The organism is Microbacterium sp. LjRoot205 (assembly GCF_056175745.1).
This window is the reverse complement of record NZ_JBGFFH010000010.1, coordinates 80,282-96,626: the sequence shown is the minus strand read 5'-3', so window position 1 is coordinate 96,626 and position 16,345 is coordinate 80,282. Positions and strand designations below refer to the sequence as shown.

Genomic DNA, 16,345 nt, shown 5'->3' with positions numbered 1-16,345 from the left:
TCAGCCCGCCTCTCTCAGTCGTTCGGGATCAGTGCTTGCCGTCGCCGTCGAAGTCGGGAGCGCGGTCGAAGACCTCGGGGTCGAGCGCGAGCTCTTCGGCCTCGGCGGCGTCGGTCTCACCCTCACCGGCCGCAGCCTCCTTCTTGGCCTTGTGGCGCTCCGAGAAGTAGTGCCAGACGGTGATCAGCGCGGTGCCACCGACGGCAGCGAGCAGGATCAGGTCGATGTAGCTCTCGACGAAGTGCGCGACCGGCGGGATGAATCCGATGGCGTAGCCGAACATCGTCAGACCGAAGCCCCAGAGGATGGCGCCGATCAGGTTGTACAGCGTGTAGCGGCGCCACGGCATGTGGCCCACACCGGCGGCGACGGGTGCGAAGGTGCGCACGATCGGCACGAAACGGGCGAGGATGACCGTGATGCCGCCGAAGCGCTCGAAGAAGGCGTTCGTCCGCTCGACGTTCTTCTTGCTGAAGAGCCCTGATTCCTTGCGTTCGAAGACTGCCGGTCCGCCCTTGTGGCCGATCAGATAGCCGACCTCACCGCCGACGAACGCCGACAGGCCGATGAGCAGTGCGACGATCCACACGTTGATGCCGAAGACTCCGTGCTCCGAACCCGCGAGCGGGTGCGACAGCAGGCCCGAGATCACGAGCAGCGTGTCGCCCGGAAGCAGGAACCCGACCAGCAGGCCCGTCTCGGCGAAGACGATGAAGCACACCACGAGAAGCGCCCACGGCCCGGCCGATCCGATGATGGTGGCGGGGTCGAGCCAGGGGATGAGAGCGGCGTGATGCATGGATTTCCCGTCGTAGTGATGTGTGCGGCGGTACAGACACCTGTCGCGGGGAACACGACAGATCGGTGCGGAAGGTGGGACTTGAACCCACACGCCCTAGGGCACAGGAACCTAAATCCTGCGTGTCTGCCAATTCCACCACTCCCGCGCGGTGAGATAAGTCTACTGATCGGGGGATCCGTCGATGCTGGGGATCCGCCCGCAGCCCGAGCGCTGTCGCTGTGGATAACTCCGACGGGCGGCGCTCGATCCTTGCGAGGATGCTCGGGTGATCCCGCCTCCCGTCCTCGTCGCCGAGCGCGTGCGGCAGCGACTCCGCTCTGAGGGCACGGATCCGACATCCGATCCCGCGGCGGCGCGCGCCATCGCGCTGGCGGAGGTCCGCAGGTTCAACGATCTGGCGCTCGCACGGGGCGCGGCGATGATCGACGACGAAACCGCGTGCGTGCGCGACGTGCTCGCCTCGGTGAGCGGGTTCGGAGCGCTGCAGCCCTTTCTCGACGACCCGGAGATCGAGGAGATCTGGCTCAACGGTCCCGAGAGCATCCACATCGCCCGCGGCGGAATCGCCGAACGCATCGAGCTGCGTCTCACCGACGCGGCTCTGCGCGATCTCGTCGAACGGATGCTGCAGTCGACCGGGCGCCGCGTCGACATCAGCCAGCCGTTCGTGGATGCGTCTCTTCCCGACGGATCCCGTCTGCATGTGGCGATCGCAGATGTCGTCCGCGGATCGTGGTCGGTCAACACAGGCAATAACTAGACGGGGAACCGCTGAACGCTATGCTCGCGACCATGAACAAGCGATCGCGCGTTGGCGCCCTTGCCGCATCCGTCGCCGCCGTAGCGATGCTGGTCGGGTGCGGTGCGACGGAGACTGCGGCACCGCCCACCGCGAGCGCCGAACCTGAGGCCGTCGCCGAGGCCACCCCGGAGCAGGTCGCCTCCGTCCTCGCAGAGTATGAGCCTGATTGGCGTGAGGTGATCGATGCTGCCTTCGACTGCCGTTTCACCTGGACGATGGACGACACACCCACCGGTCAGCTCGAAGGGATGTCCTGTTACACCCGTGAGCAGACCATCGGGATCACCGCACAGCTCGTCCCTCGTGACTGGGCTGCTATGGAGATCCCAGCGTCCATGCAAGATCTCGTCAACGACACCACCGACGTTCTATCGCTGATCTCAGAGGTGGACCTCGCGGCGATCTGTGGTGCGGAATCGGTGCCAGCGAGCACCCCCGAATGCAATGAAGCGATCGGCAGCAGAAACGTTGCCTACGGGTTGTTGGAGTCGCAGCTCGACGCGTGGAAGCCGTACCTCTGAATCGATCGCGGACGCGTTCGCTCGCGCACGCGACGATCGGTGATCGGGTCTGCCCCGGATCCCCTCGTCCGATGAGGCCGCGCGCGTGAGTAGTTGGTAGTAGCGGGCCTCGCTGATCCCGAGCGCGTGCCGGATCGCGGCCTTCTTCGACGGAGTGTGTCGTGGGTGGGCTGCTTCGAAGGCGAGGAGGTCGGCAGGCGTCACGGTTCCGATCCTCTGATGAACCACCGACACTCGCTCATGTCCGCGCAGCCGCGTACACTCGACAGGTCTCGGCCGGAGAAAGGCTTCCGGCTATGTCACGACTCTCGCCCGACACGATGCTGAGCATCGAACTCGGATCAATCTGCTCCCGGAACAGATACACCAGCGATCCGGCGCCCGTGATCGCCGAGCTGCTTGCCGCTGCCGGCGACCGCGTCGAGATCCTGCAGCAGGCCGTCGGCTCCTGGATCGGCTACTACGAGGACGCGTACACGGCCACCCTGGCCACGGCGCTCCGTGAGCTGCCAGGGATCGAACCCTGGATCGCAGAAGGCAGGTATCGACGCTCCGTGCCGGATCATCGGACCCCGACCGCTCACGCGGGGGCGTCGTGGCCCGAGCGCGGTGCCTTTGGGGGTTACGCGGCGCGACTATAGCGGTTCCGCGCGGATCGTGGAACGCTGAATCTGTCGGAATGCATCGGGGGTCACGGGAGGGCCACTCATGGGCAGATTCGTATACGAGGGTGGGCCGAAGGTCGAGATCGAAGACCGGGCCCTCACCCACATTCAACTCGTGATCACCGCAAAGCTACGACGTGGGGAGCCGTTCACCTTCACCTGGACCGACGACCCCAGCACGGGAGGCGGGCGGACGACAGTCTGGCTGCACCCAGGCTGCTCGATGGTGTTCAGGTACTTCGGCGGTCGGCAGCCGTCGATCAACCGGGCATGGGTGGACGCTCTCGCTTACACCGCGAACTCGCCAACGGGCCTGCATCTCGTTCACGAACCAGATGCGGGCTCGCCTATCACGGGTGCACACTCGGTTCTCATTGGGTAGTCGCTAGACGCGGGCGAGCGGATGCACAACCCCCTCAGAGAATCGCCCCTCCGCGCGTAGCGTTCGCTGCATGTCCCCAGCACCGTTAGCAGGCCGAACACAAATCGCCATCGACGATCAGACCTACGTGCTGGGGGTCGACCGAGATCTGAACGAGGTGATGGGCCAGATCGAAGAGGCGGCGGGATCGAGTCCCGCATTCGTGGATCTCTCGAGCGGAGACCGGCGAGTGAGCGTGCTGATCGTCCCCACGACTCGGGTTGTCGTGTCGACCACGCCTGAACCCTGGGAACAGAGCGAGGCGATGTTCCCAAATAGCCAAGTCAATGACTGGGATACGTAACTCTGGGGAGCCCCACTCAACTTTGGTGCGTGCGTCGTACCCTGAATCCCGCTCAGATCCGGGCCGGGAGTATCGCCCGTCGACCCTTGCCCGAAATCAGCCGACGGGCGACTAGAGCGGGAACGAGGAGTTTCCCCAGCACCTCTCCCTATTCACTCTGCAGGCAGGATACGACCGCCTCTCACCCTTGTCCAGTGACAAAGTGGATCTGGTCATCCGGATCGGGATCGGCTTACTCTGATCTTGAACTGCCTGGCCCGTGGCGAACCCCGGTGGTTACCCCCCAGCCACCGGTGAAAGGGCCCCCGGCACCTACCCCAGAGTGGCCGGGGGTTCTTCATGCGCAGGCCGTTGCGAAACCCCTTCTCCCGACAGCGCACGCGGGCGCAGCGTGGCCAGAGCGGTGAACGACACCCACCCGACCCGGTGTACTTTAGGTCTCGTTGACCACGCGAAGGATGCAGCATGACCAGTGACCAAGGCGAGAAGGACACGATAGCCGAGAGGTTCGAGGCGGTATACGGGTATCCGCCTGACCCGATCGACTTGGAGAACGTTGCCGAGGTCGGCATCCCGGATCTGGGCGTATTCAGCAAGATACCGGAGGACGAGTCCCGGTCAGACAGCACTAGGGATGCGTGAGCCTGACCGTCGCGCACCCAGAAACGACAGAAAGACCCTCACCCAGCCGAAGCTGAGTGAGGGTCTTCTGTGTGCTCTACTCGGGTTCACCCTTGGACGATCGCAGATGCGTCATCCAGTCGTCGACCACTTCCTGTGGAAGCTGCCCGTCCACGGCAGCCCGTGCGGCATCGACAGGCCGCGAGTCCGTGACGATAAGCCTTCCAGTCTCCGCCGTGTCGTCGGTACCGGTGTCTGCACCGTCGAGCATCGCGCGGTACTGGCGTCGGGTGGGGCCGGTCTCGCTGCCGTCGAACTGGGTGATAGTGACGGCGCTGGCAGGCGTGGAGCCCGCGCCGAGGCGGCGGAGCCACTCGTCCACGGCGGGGATCGCCATGACGCGCGCGACAGCGGCGCTGATCGCGGCGAGTGTCGCGATTGCTGCCGTCGCCCAGGCGATCACGGGCCCGGGTACGACTTCGGCGATCGCGTCGATGATCTGTGGCGCGACGAGAACGATCGTCGCCAGTACGGCAGCGCCGCCGACGATGACCTGCACGGCTGTGCGGATCACGCGCTGCAGCGGAAACCAGATGGTGTTCATAGGTCAGACCTCCTAGGTCTTCTTGGATGGTTCGGTGTGCCATTCGTCGTCGGCGAGGTAGCCGAGTCCGAGGCGGTGAAGGATCGGGTCGGGGAGCATGGGGAGCTGCCCCGGGCGGCCGCGCTGATCCCACAGCCAGAGCTGCGTTTCGCGCGACCGCACGGCGTCATGCATTTCGTGGGACTCCTGGCCCACGGTCCTGAGCTTCGTCTTCATCTCGGCGAGCTCAGTCGCCAGTGCAGCGGTGCGCTCCTCAACGCGCTCATCGATGTATCGCATGAGTGCGTCGGCGTCCTTGAACCGGCCCGAGATCGTGCCTTCTTCTACCTGCTGGGCGTCCGCCCGATCCTTGCGGCGAAACCGCCACAGGGCGATCAGCGCGAGGATCACCGCCGAGAACAGCCCAATCAGGCCTGCGATCATTCCGCCGTCACTCACCGCTCAGAGCCTTCCGCCGCCGTTCGTCCGCCCGCCGATCCGCCCACTCGGTGGTGAGGTTCTCGATACGCCAGAACGGAAGCCACAGGTTCAATGCGAGCATCGCCACGATGAACCAGCTCGGAGCCTCCCGGGCGAGTAGCTGCTCGGGCGACGGTGACACCACGATCGCGGCGATGTACGCGATGATCATGCCGACGAGCACGAACTTGCCCGCGAGGTCCACAGCCCAGAGGCGAGGGAACGCCACACCTGCCAGGCAGACAAACGCGACGGCGATGAAGAACGCTCCGATGGTGTCCGTGTACGGCCCGTAGAGCCGATCTAGCAGCCGCGACCCGTACGCGATCGCGGCGATCCCGGCGAGCATCGCGAACACGTCATACAGCGGCAGCCACACACGCTTGAGCGAGGCGTACTTCCGCTCGTGCAGCGGAATCGCGTCGGGATGCCAGATCGACGCGCGCCACAGCCGACGCATCACTCCGCCTTGGCGAGCTGCTCGAGGTACGCCTTGGTCTGCTCCGACGTGACCTTGATCTGTGCGACCGTCGAGCGGAGCACGTTGACGGCGGTCCAGACCATGCCCGGGGCGACTACGCCAGTGAGCGGGTCGAGCACGACAAAAGACCCGTTGCGGATGTCCCAGATGTGCAGGTCGCACCCGTAGGTGCGAAGCATCGAGGGGAGCCGCTGGATCGGTATTTCTGTCCACCGGTCGTCAGCGGTGACGACGTCCTTCACCCATTCAGGGTCGTCGGCGTCGATCAGGTGCCGAAGGCGCCCGTCGCCGATGACGGCGTGGTGAATCACGCCGTTGCCGTCGGTGATGCGTGCTGCGATCATGTCGTCCTCCTTGGGGACAGGTGCGGTGTTGGCGCCGCCGGCGGATGCCGGGGCGCCGATGGTTCCGAGCGGACCCCAGAAGGTCCAGTGCCAGAGCTCGCGGAAGTTCTCGCCCTCGCGGGTGATGCTGTGGCGCTTGGCGAGTTCCTTCGCGCGGCGTGCGGCCGCGGTGTCGGCGTTGTACGGGGCGCGGAGGTCGTTCGACCGGCGCTTCTCGTGGTTGCTGGTGTCCGGGATGCCGACCGCGTCCGGGTGGATCTGATACCAGAGGCGGCCCTGCCACCACTTCCGGCCGTAGACCTTCCGGCGACCGGGCGTGAGCGTCATCCGCTCGTGCCAGATGCGCAGCTGGTCCGCGGGCTCGCGGTCGCCGGAACGAGACACCATCGGCGGGTGCCCCTCGCGAACGAGGTCGTCGGAGAGCGCGCCGAAGGCGTTGCGGGTGCCTTCGGCGTGGTTGTACGCCCCGTCACTAAATCCGAGCGTCATGACGCTCCCTTCCATGAGAAAGCCCCGCACGACGGCGGGGCGAAAGTCTGGGAACGGAAGACCCCGAGGCGGGGTCTTCCGTTCCGGCGCTACTCGGCGGGGCCGAGAGCAGTGATCGGTCAGGCGGCGTTGTACCACTCGCGAAGCTGGTTCATGTAGGAAGTCCGTGTGCTCGCGTTGTGGACGCTGTCGAACGCGTTCGCTTCGAAGACGCCCCCGCCGAACCACAACCCACCGGTCCCGCCCAGGGTGAACAGGCTGAGCGCCCCGACCGTGATGGTGGCGCTGACCGTTTCGGTCTTGTAGGTGAGGGTGACGTCGTTCCCGTTGAAGGTGACGGCGATGACGATCCACTCGGCGGCGTTCACGTTGAGAGTGCTCAGCATGGTGCTGCTCGATCCTGAGACTCTGATCTTGGATCCGTCGATGCCGATGTTCGCCCCACCCATGTTCAGGAGAACGTGACGGGCCGCGTCGACGGTCGAGAACTTGGCGACGAGATAGACCGTGCACGTCGTCATCGTGGGCGGCGAGTCGACAGTCATCAGGTCGTCGACACCGTCAAATCGGACGATTCGCCGTTCACCTTCCTGCATCAGGGTCGGGTAGTTCGCCGACGTCGTCATGTAGAGACGCCGGTTCGGCCCACCGTACGACGGCCACTCGCTGATCGGTCCAAGCGACCGAGCGGGGAGCGACTCGGACACGAACCGGAGGATCAGATCGTTCGTGCCGAGCACAGGGTTGGGGATGAAATACGGCAGTGTCAGATCGAATGGGCTGGGAACCTTGTTGGCGACGGTCATGGTCGTTCCTTTCAGAAACGCGCCCAGTCGGTGTGGTGACCGACGAGGACTTGACGAGTGCCGGTCGCCGAGAAGGCGCCAGCGGTGGAGTCGGACAGGTACAGCGGCGCGCCGACCGCGAGGCCAGAGGCGTAGCCGTAGAGCTGCGTGGGCGTGTTCAGGAGTCCCGACTTCAGCACGCGACCGGTCTTGCCTGGCGCGATCGGCTCGAGAGCGATTCCGGCGAACACCGACACCGGATCTGCCGTGCCGTGGATTCGGATTGCGCGGCCCGTCACAGGCGAGGTCCGCACTGCGGCGAAGCGGGGGATGCCGGCCGTGCCGTCGTTGCGGACGGTGACCTCACGATCCGGGAACGTCGGGTACGTCTCACCCTGCGACACCGAGTACTCCGATGCTGTGGCAGCGCTCCCGAGTGCCGCGTTGATCAGGGCGAGGATCGTGGCGTTCGAGTCCGCGGTGTGGTTGCCCGTGAACACGACGTTCACGGGCGCTCCACCGTCGACGGTCACGGTGAGCGTCTTGTTGACCGTGGTGCAGTCACCGAGACGCCGGCCGAGAGTGTTCGCGACCTGAGTGGTCCCGGCAGGTCCGACGAGGATCCCGGAGATATCGAACTCTCCCCACGCCTCACCCTTGAGTCCGCCGCCACCATCACGGGTGAACACCCGGCCGACAATCGCCGCAGCCGCAGTTCCCGACAGCCTGACCGACGATGACGCACCCGACGATGCGGATTCGATCCGAAGCGCCTTGCCACGCGCGCTCGTCAGGAAGCCGATCGGGCCGAGCCCTTCCACAGTCACCAGGATCTGCGAGTGATTCGCGACCTGGTTCGCCAGCGCGGTCGAGATCCAGGGTGTGTCTGCCTCGTTGACGTACAGGAAGTCGTTCACAGACGCCCGGACGATGACACGGCTGGTCTGCCCCGAGCCGAGCGGCTCCACCCGAAGGCGCCCAGCCGGATCGGTTGCGATGATCCGGCAGTTGATGAGCTCGTGGTTCGCGGGCTTCGACCAGTCCGCGTTGTCGTGGACGTACCAGGCGTCGAGTCGGGATACGAACGTCGTGTTCTCGTGCCGTTCCCTTCCGCCGGACGACGCCCCGTACCCCCAGGCGCGATCCGACGCCCAGACCGTTGAGGGCGACATGCCCGATCCGGGGTTCGCCGTGCGCCATGCCCGAGCACCGTCGTTGCCGAAGTGCTCGACGTGGCAGCCGCTCATCTCGTGCAGGTAGTCGACGATCGCGCCGGACGATTCGGAGTGGACGGCGTATCGCATGTTCCGCGCCGTGATGACGATGTTCTCGATGCGGGCGGTGTCCTTGAACCACACGGTGGACGTGCCCTGGATCTGCGCGTCGGTTGCCGAATCGGGCAGTTCGCCGCGAAGGATCACCGACCCGTACACGCCGACGCCGACGGTCGTCGTGAACGGCTTGAGCGTCCACTCCGTTTCCGTGTACGCGCCTGGGTAGACCAGGATCAGGTATCGCTTCGCCGCCGACGAATCGGTGATCGCGTCGTGCGCAAGCTTCGGTGAGGCGTACTCCCCTGGCCCCGGGTTGGGGCGGACAACGAGCGTCACGCTTGGGAGGTTGCCTCCGAAGCCCACTCGGGCAAGCCACCGGTTGATGATCCATGCGGGCGTGTTGCCGTCCGGGCCGAGCGCGTCCTCGCCGACGCGGCGGTTAGATCCCACCGACAGGCGCGAGTACTCCGGGGATTCGAGGCTCTGCGTGACAGACCCGTCGGGGAGCTCAATGCCCTGGAAGCGCAGCAGTCCGGATTCGGTGAAGCCACCGAGTAGCTGCCGTGCTGCGTTGAGGAAGAAGACCGCCAGCGACGACTGCAGGGCCGGGTCGACCTGCGGGATTGCGGGGTCTGTGAACCGGACGAGGCGCTGTGTGGCGATCCCCTCCGCCAGTGCCGCGTCAACCGCCGCGACAGCCGCGGCCTGAGCGCCGGCGACGATCGTCGGGTTGTCGGAGAGAACGACTTCGATCAGGTCGGTCAGCGCGCCACGGAACAGGGAGTTGACCTTGTTCGTGACCGACGCCATGGTCCCATCGGATGCGGCGTCGACCGATCCCAGGTAAACGAGGCCCATCAGACCACCACCCCTTCGGAGAATCGTGCAAACTCGGGCACCCAGATACCAATGCCGGGGCCGGTGATGTTGAGGTAGAGCGAGTCGTTACGCGTTTTGATCACGTCCGGCGGCGGGCCGAATCCGTACCAGATGCCAGAGAGCTTCACTACGTCGGGCAGCTGCTCGAGGGGGCCGCCGTCGCCGGGGTAGATCGGTTCCCATTCGCAGTACTCGCGAGCACGGTTGGAGGGATCCGCGTCGGTGTCGTCGATGACCCAGTCCATGAAGGGCACGTACAGCACCCCGGGGAAGGACTCGAGCTTGACCTCGCCAACTCCCGTTGTCGGGTCGAGGGTGCCCCAGTTCTCCCGGTCGGTCATGAGCCCGGTTTCGCGGCTCGTCGCGAGGGGACGGAATCCGACTCGCGGCTGCGCTGAGGCGGGGATGACCTTCCGGTTGTGGTCCCAGGCTTTATAGGTCACCGTTACGAGTGGCATTTCCCCTCCTGGGGTCTTGTGTTGTATTTACGTTTGTGTGTACGCTTGCGGCATGGGGAAACAGCCGATGGTCGCTCGCCAGGTCCGCGTACCTGAGAAGCTCTGGGATGAAGCCAAGGACGCGGCCGACAAGAACGATGAGACGATCAGCGACGTCATCCGACGCGCGCTCGACAACTACGTCCGGAGGAACCGATGAAGAACCGAATCGCCGCACTGGCACTACTCGCCGCACTCGCCCTGACCGGATGCGCCGGAACAGCTGCTCCTGAGGGCGACGAGCGTGCAGCATCCGCCGAGAGCGAGAGTGCCGCGCCCCTCGAGGCGGAGACGCCGGCGCCCGAGGAGGCAGGAGGGGACGACGCGGAGCAGGCGTTCCTCGATAACGTGCGCGACAACCTTCCAACGCCGACGACCATCCCTGATGCGACAGACGAACAGCTCCTCGCTGCGGGCATGGAAGCGTGCGAACGGCTCCGCGCTGGTGAAACGTCGGACACGATCACGCTCATCGAGGGAGAGCAGAAGAACGGCGCCGACATCTACGCCGATAGTGGCGCAATCATCACCGCGGCGCGTCTCTCACTCTGCCCCGACCAGGTCTAAGGGACGATGCGAAACAGGTTGCCGCTCCCGTCGAGGTGAGCAACCCCAGCGGGCAGGCCGGTAGCAGCGGCCGTCTTGGTAGGCACGCTGGACAATTGGAACCCTGTCGAATTGATGGTGAGTGACCGAGTTCCGAGCGTTAGCTGAATGAAGTTCGTCTGTGCGGAGATCTTCACCGATCCGATCTGCATCTGGATACCGCTGCCGACGTCTGCCCGGAGCTGAGCGCCACCTGGAAAAGTGACCTTCCCGCCGTCGGCTGGATCGATCGCCATGCCGCTCGCGGTGATCTTCCCGGTGGCGCCGTCGATGACGATCTGAGCTGCGCCAGTGCCGACGGTGATCTTGCCGTCCTTGATCTTCACGTTCCCGGCAGTCACGCTGCCGTCAGCGCCGTCGATGATGATCTCGGAAGCACCCGCGCCGACGTGGATCTTCCCGTCCTCGATGCGGACGTTCCCCGACTTGAACATGCCGGTCAGGTCGAAGTCGCCCGACATGGTGACGTTGCCCGCGAGGTCGCCCTCACCGGTGAAGTCGTAGTCGCCGACCTGCGTCCACTTGCCCTCGGAATAGACGTCGCCGGTGATCGCGCCGGGGCCTCGGAGCCGCCACTGTCCGATGAGGTCGAGGAGCGCGCCAGAGTCGAGTCGCAAGATGCCGCCGATGAAGCGGAGGCGGCCACCGCGCACGGACGTGTTCTCCAACCACCGGCCAGAGAGCAGGCGACGCACATCGTGCTGCAGGTTCCGGATCGCGGTGACGAGCTTCTGCGTGACGTCGTCAACCATAGACGTGCACCTCCGGGGCGACCTTGTAGCTCATGTCACCGGATAGACCGATGCTGCGGAGGTGGTGGACACCGTCGGGGATGCGTTCGCTGCCGAACGTGTGCACGTCGAGCAACCTGCCGGCGTCAGCGATCGCTGGTCCGTAGGTGTTGATGTGCAGCTCGAGGCCCCACTGCCGGACCGGATAGTTGCGGCGAAGGAACTCGGCATCCACGGCGCGCTGCAGGCGGGTCTGGTCGTAGATGTCGGGGAAGCTGACTTGCACGTCCTGGACGGGCATGTCACGGATGCCGTCGCCGGTCTGGGGCGCGTACGCCCAGAGGCGGTCGGCGCCCGATCCGTTTCCGAAGCCGAGCACGCCGGTTCGCTGCGAGTCGACGTCGTTCCCTGGCTCGAGGTTCGTGATGATCGACCCGGGCGCGCGCGAGGGGAGCAGGAAAGGCGTGCCGACGTTAATGGTCGACTGGACTCGCGTCTCGTAGCGGAGGTAGTCGCCAGCGGTGAGGTAGGGCGCGAGGTCGGTCTCGGTGCCGTCGTCTTCGACCTGCTTGATCATGTCGCCGATCGACAGGCCCTCCTCGTACAGCCACTCGGCGGAGAAGCCGCCTGCGCCGTCGGCGGGTAGGTCGATCGGCAGCTCCCATCCGGCGACAGCCCCGCCCTTGGTGCCCTTGTTGAGGATCGCGTGCATGGCACCCGCCCAGGAGCGACCCGCGACGGCGAGGACTGCGCCGTTCGGGGTGTACTCGTTCACTCCGTGGGGGAGGCGGCCTTCGAACAGTGCGGCCCTGAGCTCCTTCGATCGGAGGGGAAGGATCGGGGAGTTGTCTGGTGCGCGGTCGTCGCGGATGACGCCCGCGTAGGCGCAGTGCCGGCCCCACCGCTGCACGATCGTGTACTTGTTGCCGCGGGTGATCTCGTTGATCAGCGACTTCGGCAGGCCGCTCCCGCGGGTAGCGAAGCCGTGCGTCGCCGAACCGCGGGAGCCGAGGCGACGATTCCAGTTCGCCGACGCGACCGGGATGCGGCGCTCAGGCGACCCCGACCGGGTGTTGTGGATCCACACCTCCCACATGCGGACCCCCTATGTCGACGTGTACGGAACCTTCGTGGCGAGCGTCCCCGTCCCGGAGACCGGGGCGAGGGACATGGGGAATCCGGAACCGGGCGGGACGAGCCAGGTCTCCGCGCGGCTGACGGCCGTCGCAGGCTGCAGCACGCCGTTGCGGTACAGGTAGCCGGTCTCGAAGTCGATCCGGTGCGTCTGGCCGGCGCTGAGCGCCTGCGCGACGTCGTAGTGCTTCCCGCTCGGGCCCTGGATCGAGTATCCGGAGGGCATGTTCCCCGTCACGGTGACGTCCGCGACGGCATCCGTGTTGCCGCGGTGGAAGACCGTCTCGCCTGATGCGAAGACCTTCGCCGACGGCCCGAACTTGCGGGGGTCGGGCATATGCAGGCTGAGCTGGAACCGCGCCTCGGGGGCGAAGCCGTGATCGGCGAACTCGACAACACGCACCTCGGCGTCGGCCCAGGTTGTCAAACCTGGTTCCTCGACGGTGACGCGCACGATGCGCCGGCGGAGCCGGTGCAGCTTGTTCCTCTCCTTGAGGAGGAGGGTGTGCGACTTCGCGACAACGAAGCCCGGCATGGTGAGATCCCGAGACTCGAGGAACGTCTGCGGGGCGAAGTCGCCGTGTGCGAGCGGCCGGGGGATATCGTCCGCTCGCACGTCGGGCTGGTCGTTCCAGTTGAAGTCCTCGAAGTGCCACCCGATCCCTCGGTAGTAGTCCCCGTAGATGATCAGACCACTACCGAGAGAGACGATCGCGCCTGCCTGCACCATCACTAGCCCCCCACTTCGAATCCGAGCTGTTTGGTCGGCTGCTGAACCGCGATATCGATGTACTGCAAGAGGTCGATGCCGCCCTTCTGCGAGATGATCACCTGAATGGGGGGCAGGGCACTGGGCGCGCCCGCAGCGGGCGTCGGGGCAGAACCCAGCGAGTAACTGGCCGCTCCCGCAGGGATAGCACCGGACCTTGCGCTACCGGATTCTCCCTGCCCGGTCCTCACAGGGACGTCGCCCCCACGGGTGAGGCTCTGCCGCCACGTCTCGACACCCCTGTGCCCGCCAGCAGCCTGAACCTCGGCGGCGGTGATGATGTGCTCGCCGTTCGACAGGCGGCGGATGATCGAATCGGACGTCCCGGTTCCCGGGCCAACCACGGGCCCGCCGGACGCGTGTCCGGGAAGTAGTACCGTGCCCTGCCCTACGACCTCCGTCGCGACGGGAATGTTCCACGTCGAGCCCGCGAGGCTGTTCAAGCTGTCCCACAGCGCGCCGATCTTCGACTGCGCCTGCGATGTCTCAGCGAGAACCTGAATGGTCTTCGCGTCGGGCATGCTCAGCAGCGTGTCCCGAAGGATCGCGGCCTCGTCTTCGCTGGCACCCATCTGGATCGCTGCGTCGTAGAGCTTCTGGCGTTGAGCCTCGAGCGTCGCCGTGAAGGCAGCCGTATCGCCGTCGAGCTCGAGCTGAGCGGCGGCAGCGTCCCAGGCGTCCTGGGAGAGCTGCACGAGCATCGCCTTGTTCGCGGCGCCGGCCTCCGTGGTGATGTCGAGGCCGCGGGCGAAGCCCTCGACCCCGTCCGCGACGTTGCGAATCTGCTCGTCGATCTCCCGGACGCTGTCCTGATAGTCGATGTTCGCTGACACCGCGTCACGGTTCATGCCGTTGGCAGCGCCAATCGTGTCGATCAGGTCACGCAGCTGCGCGTTCAGATCCTGCACCGAGTCGGCCTCGTCGAGATAGGCGTCGGCGGCGGTCTTGGAGACCTCCGCGCCTTCCTCCGTGATCTCGTTCTTCTGCGCAGCCTGACGTGTGCCGTTCTTGTAGGCCTCGGCTTCCGCGTTCAGGTTCTCCTGCAGCACGGCGGCCGCCTCAGCGAGCTCGAAGTTCGCGTCCTTCGCGGGCTTCCAGTTCTCGTCGAGACCCTTCTGGATCGCGGCGTTGACCTCCTCGAGTGCCTTCGCGTTGCCGGTGGCGGCGTCCGCGACAGTATCGAGGCTGACCCCGAGCTTCTCGGCCGCGTCGGCCGCCGATCCCCGGTTGATCCAGAGGAACGACTTCTCCGCTACGAGGTTGTCGGCGGCGAAGCCACGAACGGCGTCGGCGCCCTGCTCGAGCGCATCAGCGTACGACTCGGCCTTCTGACGGGCCTCCGCCTGTGCGGCCATGAGCAGGCCGACGATGGTGATGACGCCCGTCAGAGCGAGACCGACGGCACCGCCGATCGCGGCTGTTTTCCCCATGCTGACGGACGTCTGGTCGAGCGCGGTCTTGAGTTCGAGGAACCTCGCCCGCGCGCCGACGGCACCGCCAGCGAACAGCAGGATCGCCGCTGTGGCGACGCCGAGGACGGCCGCCGTCACCTGGATTGGCTCGGGCGCTTCACCGTACATGTCGACCAGCTCGGTCAGCGACTGCGTCATCCCGCGGAGCACGTCGTTCGCAGCGGATCCGGTGCGGATCAGCGCAGTGTCGAACGCGCCACCGAGCTTCTCGATGTCGCCTGCGAGGTTGTCCTGACGCATCGACGCCTGACGGGCGGCGAAGCCGGAGTCGTCGACCGCGGCCGTCCACTCGTTGACCTTCGCCGCGCCACCTTCGTAGAGGAGGGTTGCGGCGTTGAGGGATTCGTTGCCGAAGATGCGGCCGAGCGCGGCGAGCCGCTCCTGCTCGGTGAGCCCGCGCAGGCGGGTGCGGAGCTGCTCGGCGATGCCGGCCATGGACAGCATGTTCCCGTTGCCGTCGAACATGCTGATGGAGTACCTGTCCATCTCGGCGGCGGCGGCAGCGGACGGGGCCTGGAGCGAAGCGAGCACGCCGCGCAGCGACGTACCGGCCTTCTCGCCGATGATGCCCTGCGTCGCGAAGTACGCGATCGTGCCTGCCGTCTCGTTAAGCGAGAACCCGACGGACCCGGCGAGGGGGCCGACGTAGGAGAGTGCGAGGGCGAGGTCATCGACGGAGCCCTGAGCCTTGCCGGCGCCGCTGGCGAGCACGTCGGAGACGTGAGCTGCCTGCTCGGCGGGGAGGCGGAACTGCGTCAGCGTGGTCGCCATGATCTCGGCTGAGCGCGCGACCTGGAGCTGACCCGCAGCGGCGAGAGCGAGCGCACCGTTCAGCGAGCCGCCGATGATCTGCGAGACGGACTGGCCCGCCTTCGCGAGCTCCTCCTCAGCCGCGGCGGCTTCGGATGCGCTGTAGGCGGTGTCCGCGCCCGCGTCGAGTGCGGCCTCGCCGAGAGCGCGCTGCTCGCTGGCGGTCGACATGGTTGCGGCGCGCACGTTCGACATGGCCGCGCCGAACTCGGTGTTCTTTGCGACAGCGAGCGTCACCATGGCGGCGGCGGCCGTGCCCGCGAGCAGCAGGGCCGTGGACAGTTCCTTCGTCGCGGCGGCATGCTGTTCGGTGGTGACCTTCTGCTGCTTCTGCTTCTTGTCGGCCTTCTCGGACTCGTCGCCTACCTTCTTCGTGGAGGTCGCCTGCTCGTCCTGCGCGGCCTTCGTCTTGCGGGCCTTCTTGCCGGTCTCGTCCGTGGACGTGCCGAGCTTGTCGACCTTCGCGGCGGACTCCGCCGACGCCTTGCCGGTCTTCTCGACCGCGGCGGCAGCCTCAGCCTGGTCCTGGTTGAATGCCTGCTTCCCGACCGTTATCAGCTTGAAGACCAGCGCGCCGGCGTCGAACATCGTCTACCGCCTTCCGCAGCCATGAGCCGTCGATGTTGAGGAGCCGTTCGACCGCGCTGCGGACGAAATGCCAGGTGTGCGTGTCGAGAGCCCGATCGAGGTCGGGGATCAGATGGTGCTGTGCGAGGTCGAGTTCGACCTCGCCGAAGAGCTCCGGGAACGCGAGTCCCCACAGCTCCTTCGACGTGACGGAGGTCGCGGAGTCGACCTTCTGCGTGACCGCCTGGGCGCGCTCGGCCTTCCACTCCGCCGAGTACACGTACTCGGGGTAGATGCCGTTCGCGTCA

At 66.1% G+C, this 16,345-nt stretch carries 21 protein-coding genes, 1 tRNA gene and 1 pseudogene; 8 read left to right on the top strand and 15 right to left on the bottom strand.

Going from position 1 to position 16,345, the window contains the following annotated elements:
* Positions 1-28 precede the first annotated feature (28 nt).
* Both AC04ME_RS17515 and AC04ME_RS17510 read right to left on the bottom strand, forming a co-directional pair.
* Positions 29-799: a DedA family protein gene (locus AC04ME_RS17515; protein WP_042536508.1), complete on the bottom strand. Its 771-nt coding sequence runs from the start codon at positions 797-799 to the stop codon at positions 29-31.
* A gap of 66 nt (positions 800-865) precedes the next feature.
* Positions 866-947, bottom strand: a tRNA-Leu gene (locus AC04ME_RS17510).
* Between the two features lie 120 nt (positions 948-1,067).
* Between AC04ME_RS17510 and AC04ME_RS17505 the strand changes: the two genes are divergently transcribed.
* Positions 1,068-1,562: an ATPase, T2SS/T4P/T4SS family gene (locus tag AC04ME_RS17505; RefSeq protein ID WP_475436312.1), complete on the top strand. Its 495-nt coding sequence runs from the start codon at positions 1,068-1,070 to the stop codon at positions 1,560-1,562.
* Between the two features lie 32 nt (positions 1,563-1,594).
* On the top strand, positions 1,595-2,125 hold the full coding sequence (locus AC04ME_RS17500; RefSeq protein ID WP_475436354.1) for a hypothetical protein: 531 nt from the start codon (positions 1,595-1,597) through the stop codon (positions 2,123-2,125).
* A 57-nt stretch (positions 2,126-2,182) separates the two neighbouring features.
* Here the strand turns inward: AC04ME_RS17500 and AC04ME_RS17495 are convergent.
* Positions 2,183-2,329, bottom strand: a pseudogene (locus tag AC04ME_RS17495) (DUF3263 domain-containing protein); the annotation flags it as partial.
* A gap of 92 nt (positions 2,330-2,421) precedes the next feature.
* Here AC04ME_RS17495 and AC04ME_RS17490 point away from each other — a divergent pair.
* The 4 genes from AC04ME_RS17490 to AC04ME_RS17475 all read left to right on the top strand — a co-directional run bounded on the left by AC04ME_RS17490 (position 2,422) and on the right by AC04ME_RS17475 (position 4,157).
* Positions 2,422-2,766 carry a hypothetical protein gene (locus AC04ME_RS17490; RefSeq protein ID WP_475436311.1) on the top strand — a complete coding sequence of 115 codons (345 nt, stop codon included), beginning with the start codon at positions 2,422-2,424 and terminating at the stop codon, positions 2,764-2,766.
* A 67-nt stretch (positions 2,767-2,833) separates the two neighbouring features.
* Positions 2,834-3,172 carry a DUF7882 family protein gene (locus tag AC04ME_RS17485; RefSeq protein WP_475436310.1) on the top strand — a complete coding sequence of 113 codons (339 nt, stop codon included), beginning with the start codon at positions 2,834-2,836 and terminating at the stop codon, positions 3,170-3,172.
* A 70-nt stretch (positions 3,173-3,242) separates the two neighbouring features.
* Entirely contained in the window at positions 3,243-3,515 is a 273-nt protein-coding gene (locus AC04ME_RS17480) for a hypothetical protein (RefSeq protein WP_475436309.1), read from the top strand.
* Positions 3,516-3,980: 465 nt separating this feature from the next.
* Positions 3,981-4,157, top strand: a complete 177-nt coding sequence (locus AC04ME_RS17475) for a hypothetical protein (protein WP_475436307.1) — start codon at positions 3,981-3,983, stop codon at positions 4,155-4,157.
* 76 nt (positions 4,158-4,233) lie between these two features.
* On the opposite strand, the gene AC04ME_RS17470 is transcribed toward AC04ME_RS17475, so the two are convergent.
* From AC04ME_RS17470 to AC04ME_RS17440, 7 genes are all read right to left on the bottom strand, one after another.
* Positions 4,234-4,740 carry a hypothetical protein gene (locus AC04ME_RS17470; protein WP_475436305.1) on the bottom strand — a complete coding sequence of 169 codons (507 nt, stop codon included), beginning with the start codon at positions 4,738-4,740 and terminating at the stop codon, positions 4,234-4,236.
* Between the two features lie 12 nt (positions 4,741-4,752).
* Entirely contained in the window at positions 4,753-5,178 is a 426-nt protein-coding gene (locus tag AC04ME_RS17465; RefSeq protein WP_475436304.1) for a hypothetical protein, read from the bottom strand.
* On the bottom strand, positions 5,171-5,659 hold the full coding sequence (locus AC04ME_RS17460) for a hypothetical protein (RefSeq protein WP_475436303.1): 489 nt from the start codon (positions 5,657-5,659) through the stop codon (positions 5,171-5,173). The genes AC04ME_RS17465 and AC04ME_RS17460 overlap by 8 nt, the downstream gene beginning before the upstream one ends.
* On the bottom strand, positions 5,659-6,528 hold the full coding sequence (locus AC04ME_RS17455; RefSeq protein ID WP_475436301.1) for a hypothetical protein: 870 nt from the start codon (positions 6,526-6,528) through the stop codon (positions 5,659-5,661). Before AC04ME_RS17455 ends, AC04ME_RS17460 begins: the two co-directional genes overlap by 1 nt.
* A gap of 104 nt (positions 6,529-6,632) precedes the next feature.
* Complete coding sequence (locus AC04ME_RS17450) at positions 6,633-7,319, bottom strand: hypothetical protein (protein WP_475436299.1); 687 nt, start codon at positions 7,317-7,319, stop codon at positions 6,633-6,635.
* 11 nt (positions 7,320-7,330) lie between these two features.
* Positions 7,331-9,430 carry a hypothetical protein gene (locus AC04ME_RS17445; RefSeq protein ID WP_475436298.1) on the bottom strand — a complete coding sequence of 700 codons (2,100 nt, stop codon included), beginning with the start codon at positions 9,428-9,430 and terminating at the stop codon, positions 7,331-7,333.
* Positions 9,430-9,909 (bottom strand): hypothetical protein, encoded by a 480-nt coding sequence (locus tag AC04ME_RS17440; protein ID WP_475436297.1) that lies wholly within the window; start codon positions 9,907-9,909, stop codon positions 9,430-9,432. Before AC04ME_RS17440 ends, AC04ME_RS17445 begins: the two co-directional genes overlap by 1 nt.
* A 52-nt stretch (positions 9,910-9,961) precedes the next feature.
* On the opposite strand from AC04ME_RS17440, the gene AC04ME_RS17435 reads away from it, so the two are divergent.
* Both AC04ME_RS17435 and AC04ME_RS17430 read left to right on the top strand, forming a co-directional pair.
* Positions 9,962-10,108, top strand: coding sequence for a hypothetical protein (locus AC04ME_RS17435; RefSeq protein WP_475436295.1), 147 nt, complete (start codon positions 9,962-9,964; stop codon positions 10,106-10,108).
* A complete protein-coding gene (locus AC04ME_RS17430) occupies positions 10,105-10,515 on the top strand; it encodes a DUF732 domain-containing protein (RefSeq protein WP_475436293.1) in 411 nt (136 codons plus the stop codon). Before AC04ME_RS17435 ends, AC04ME_RS17430 begins: the two co-directional genes overlap by 4 nt.
* Here the strand turns inward: AC04ME_RS17430 and AC04ME_RS17425 are convergent.
* Genes AC04ME_RS17425 through AC04ME_RS17405 form a run of 5 tightly spaced genes read right to left on the bottom strand, consistent with a single transcriptional unit; the run spans position 10,512 to position 16,317 of the window.
* Entirely contained in the window at positions 10,512-11,306 is a 795-nt protein-coding gene (locus AC04ME_RS17425; RefSeq protein WP_475436291.1) for a DUF4097 family beta strand repeat-containing protein, read from the bottom strand. The genes AC04ME_RS17430 and AC04ME_RS17425 overlap by 4 nt on opposite strands.
* Entirely contained in the window at positions 11,299-12,381 is a 1,083-nt protein-coding gene (locus AC04ME_RS17420; RefSeq protein ID WP_475436290.1) for a hypothetical protein, read from the bottom strand. The genes AC04ME_RS17425 and AC04ME_RS17420 overlap by 8 nt, the downstream gene beginning before the upstream one ends.
* A 9-nt stretch (positions 12,382-12,390) precedes the next feature.
* Positions 12,391-13,149, bottom strand: a complete 759-nt coding sequence (locus AC04ME_RS17415; RefSeq protein ID WP_475436288.1) for a hypothetical protein — start codon at positions 13,147-13,149, stop codon at positions 12,391-12,393.
* A gap of 2 nt (positions 13,150-13,151) precedes the next feature.
* Positions 13,152-16,058 (bottom strand): phage tail tape measure protein, encoded by a 2,907-nt coding sequence (locus tag AC04ME_RS17410; RefSeq protein ID WP_475436287.1) that lies wholly within the window; start codon positions 16,056-16,058, stop codon positions 13,152-13,154.
* Entirely contained in the window at positions 15,985-16,317 is a 333-nt protein-coding gene (locus AC04ME_RS17405; RefSeq protein ID WP_475436285.1) for a hypothetical protein, read from the bottom strand. The genes AC04ME_RS17410 and AC04ME_RS17405 overlap by 74 nt, the downstream gene beginning before the upstream one ends.
* Between the last annotated feature and the right edge of the window lie 28 nt (positions 16,318-16,345).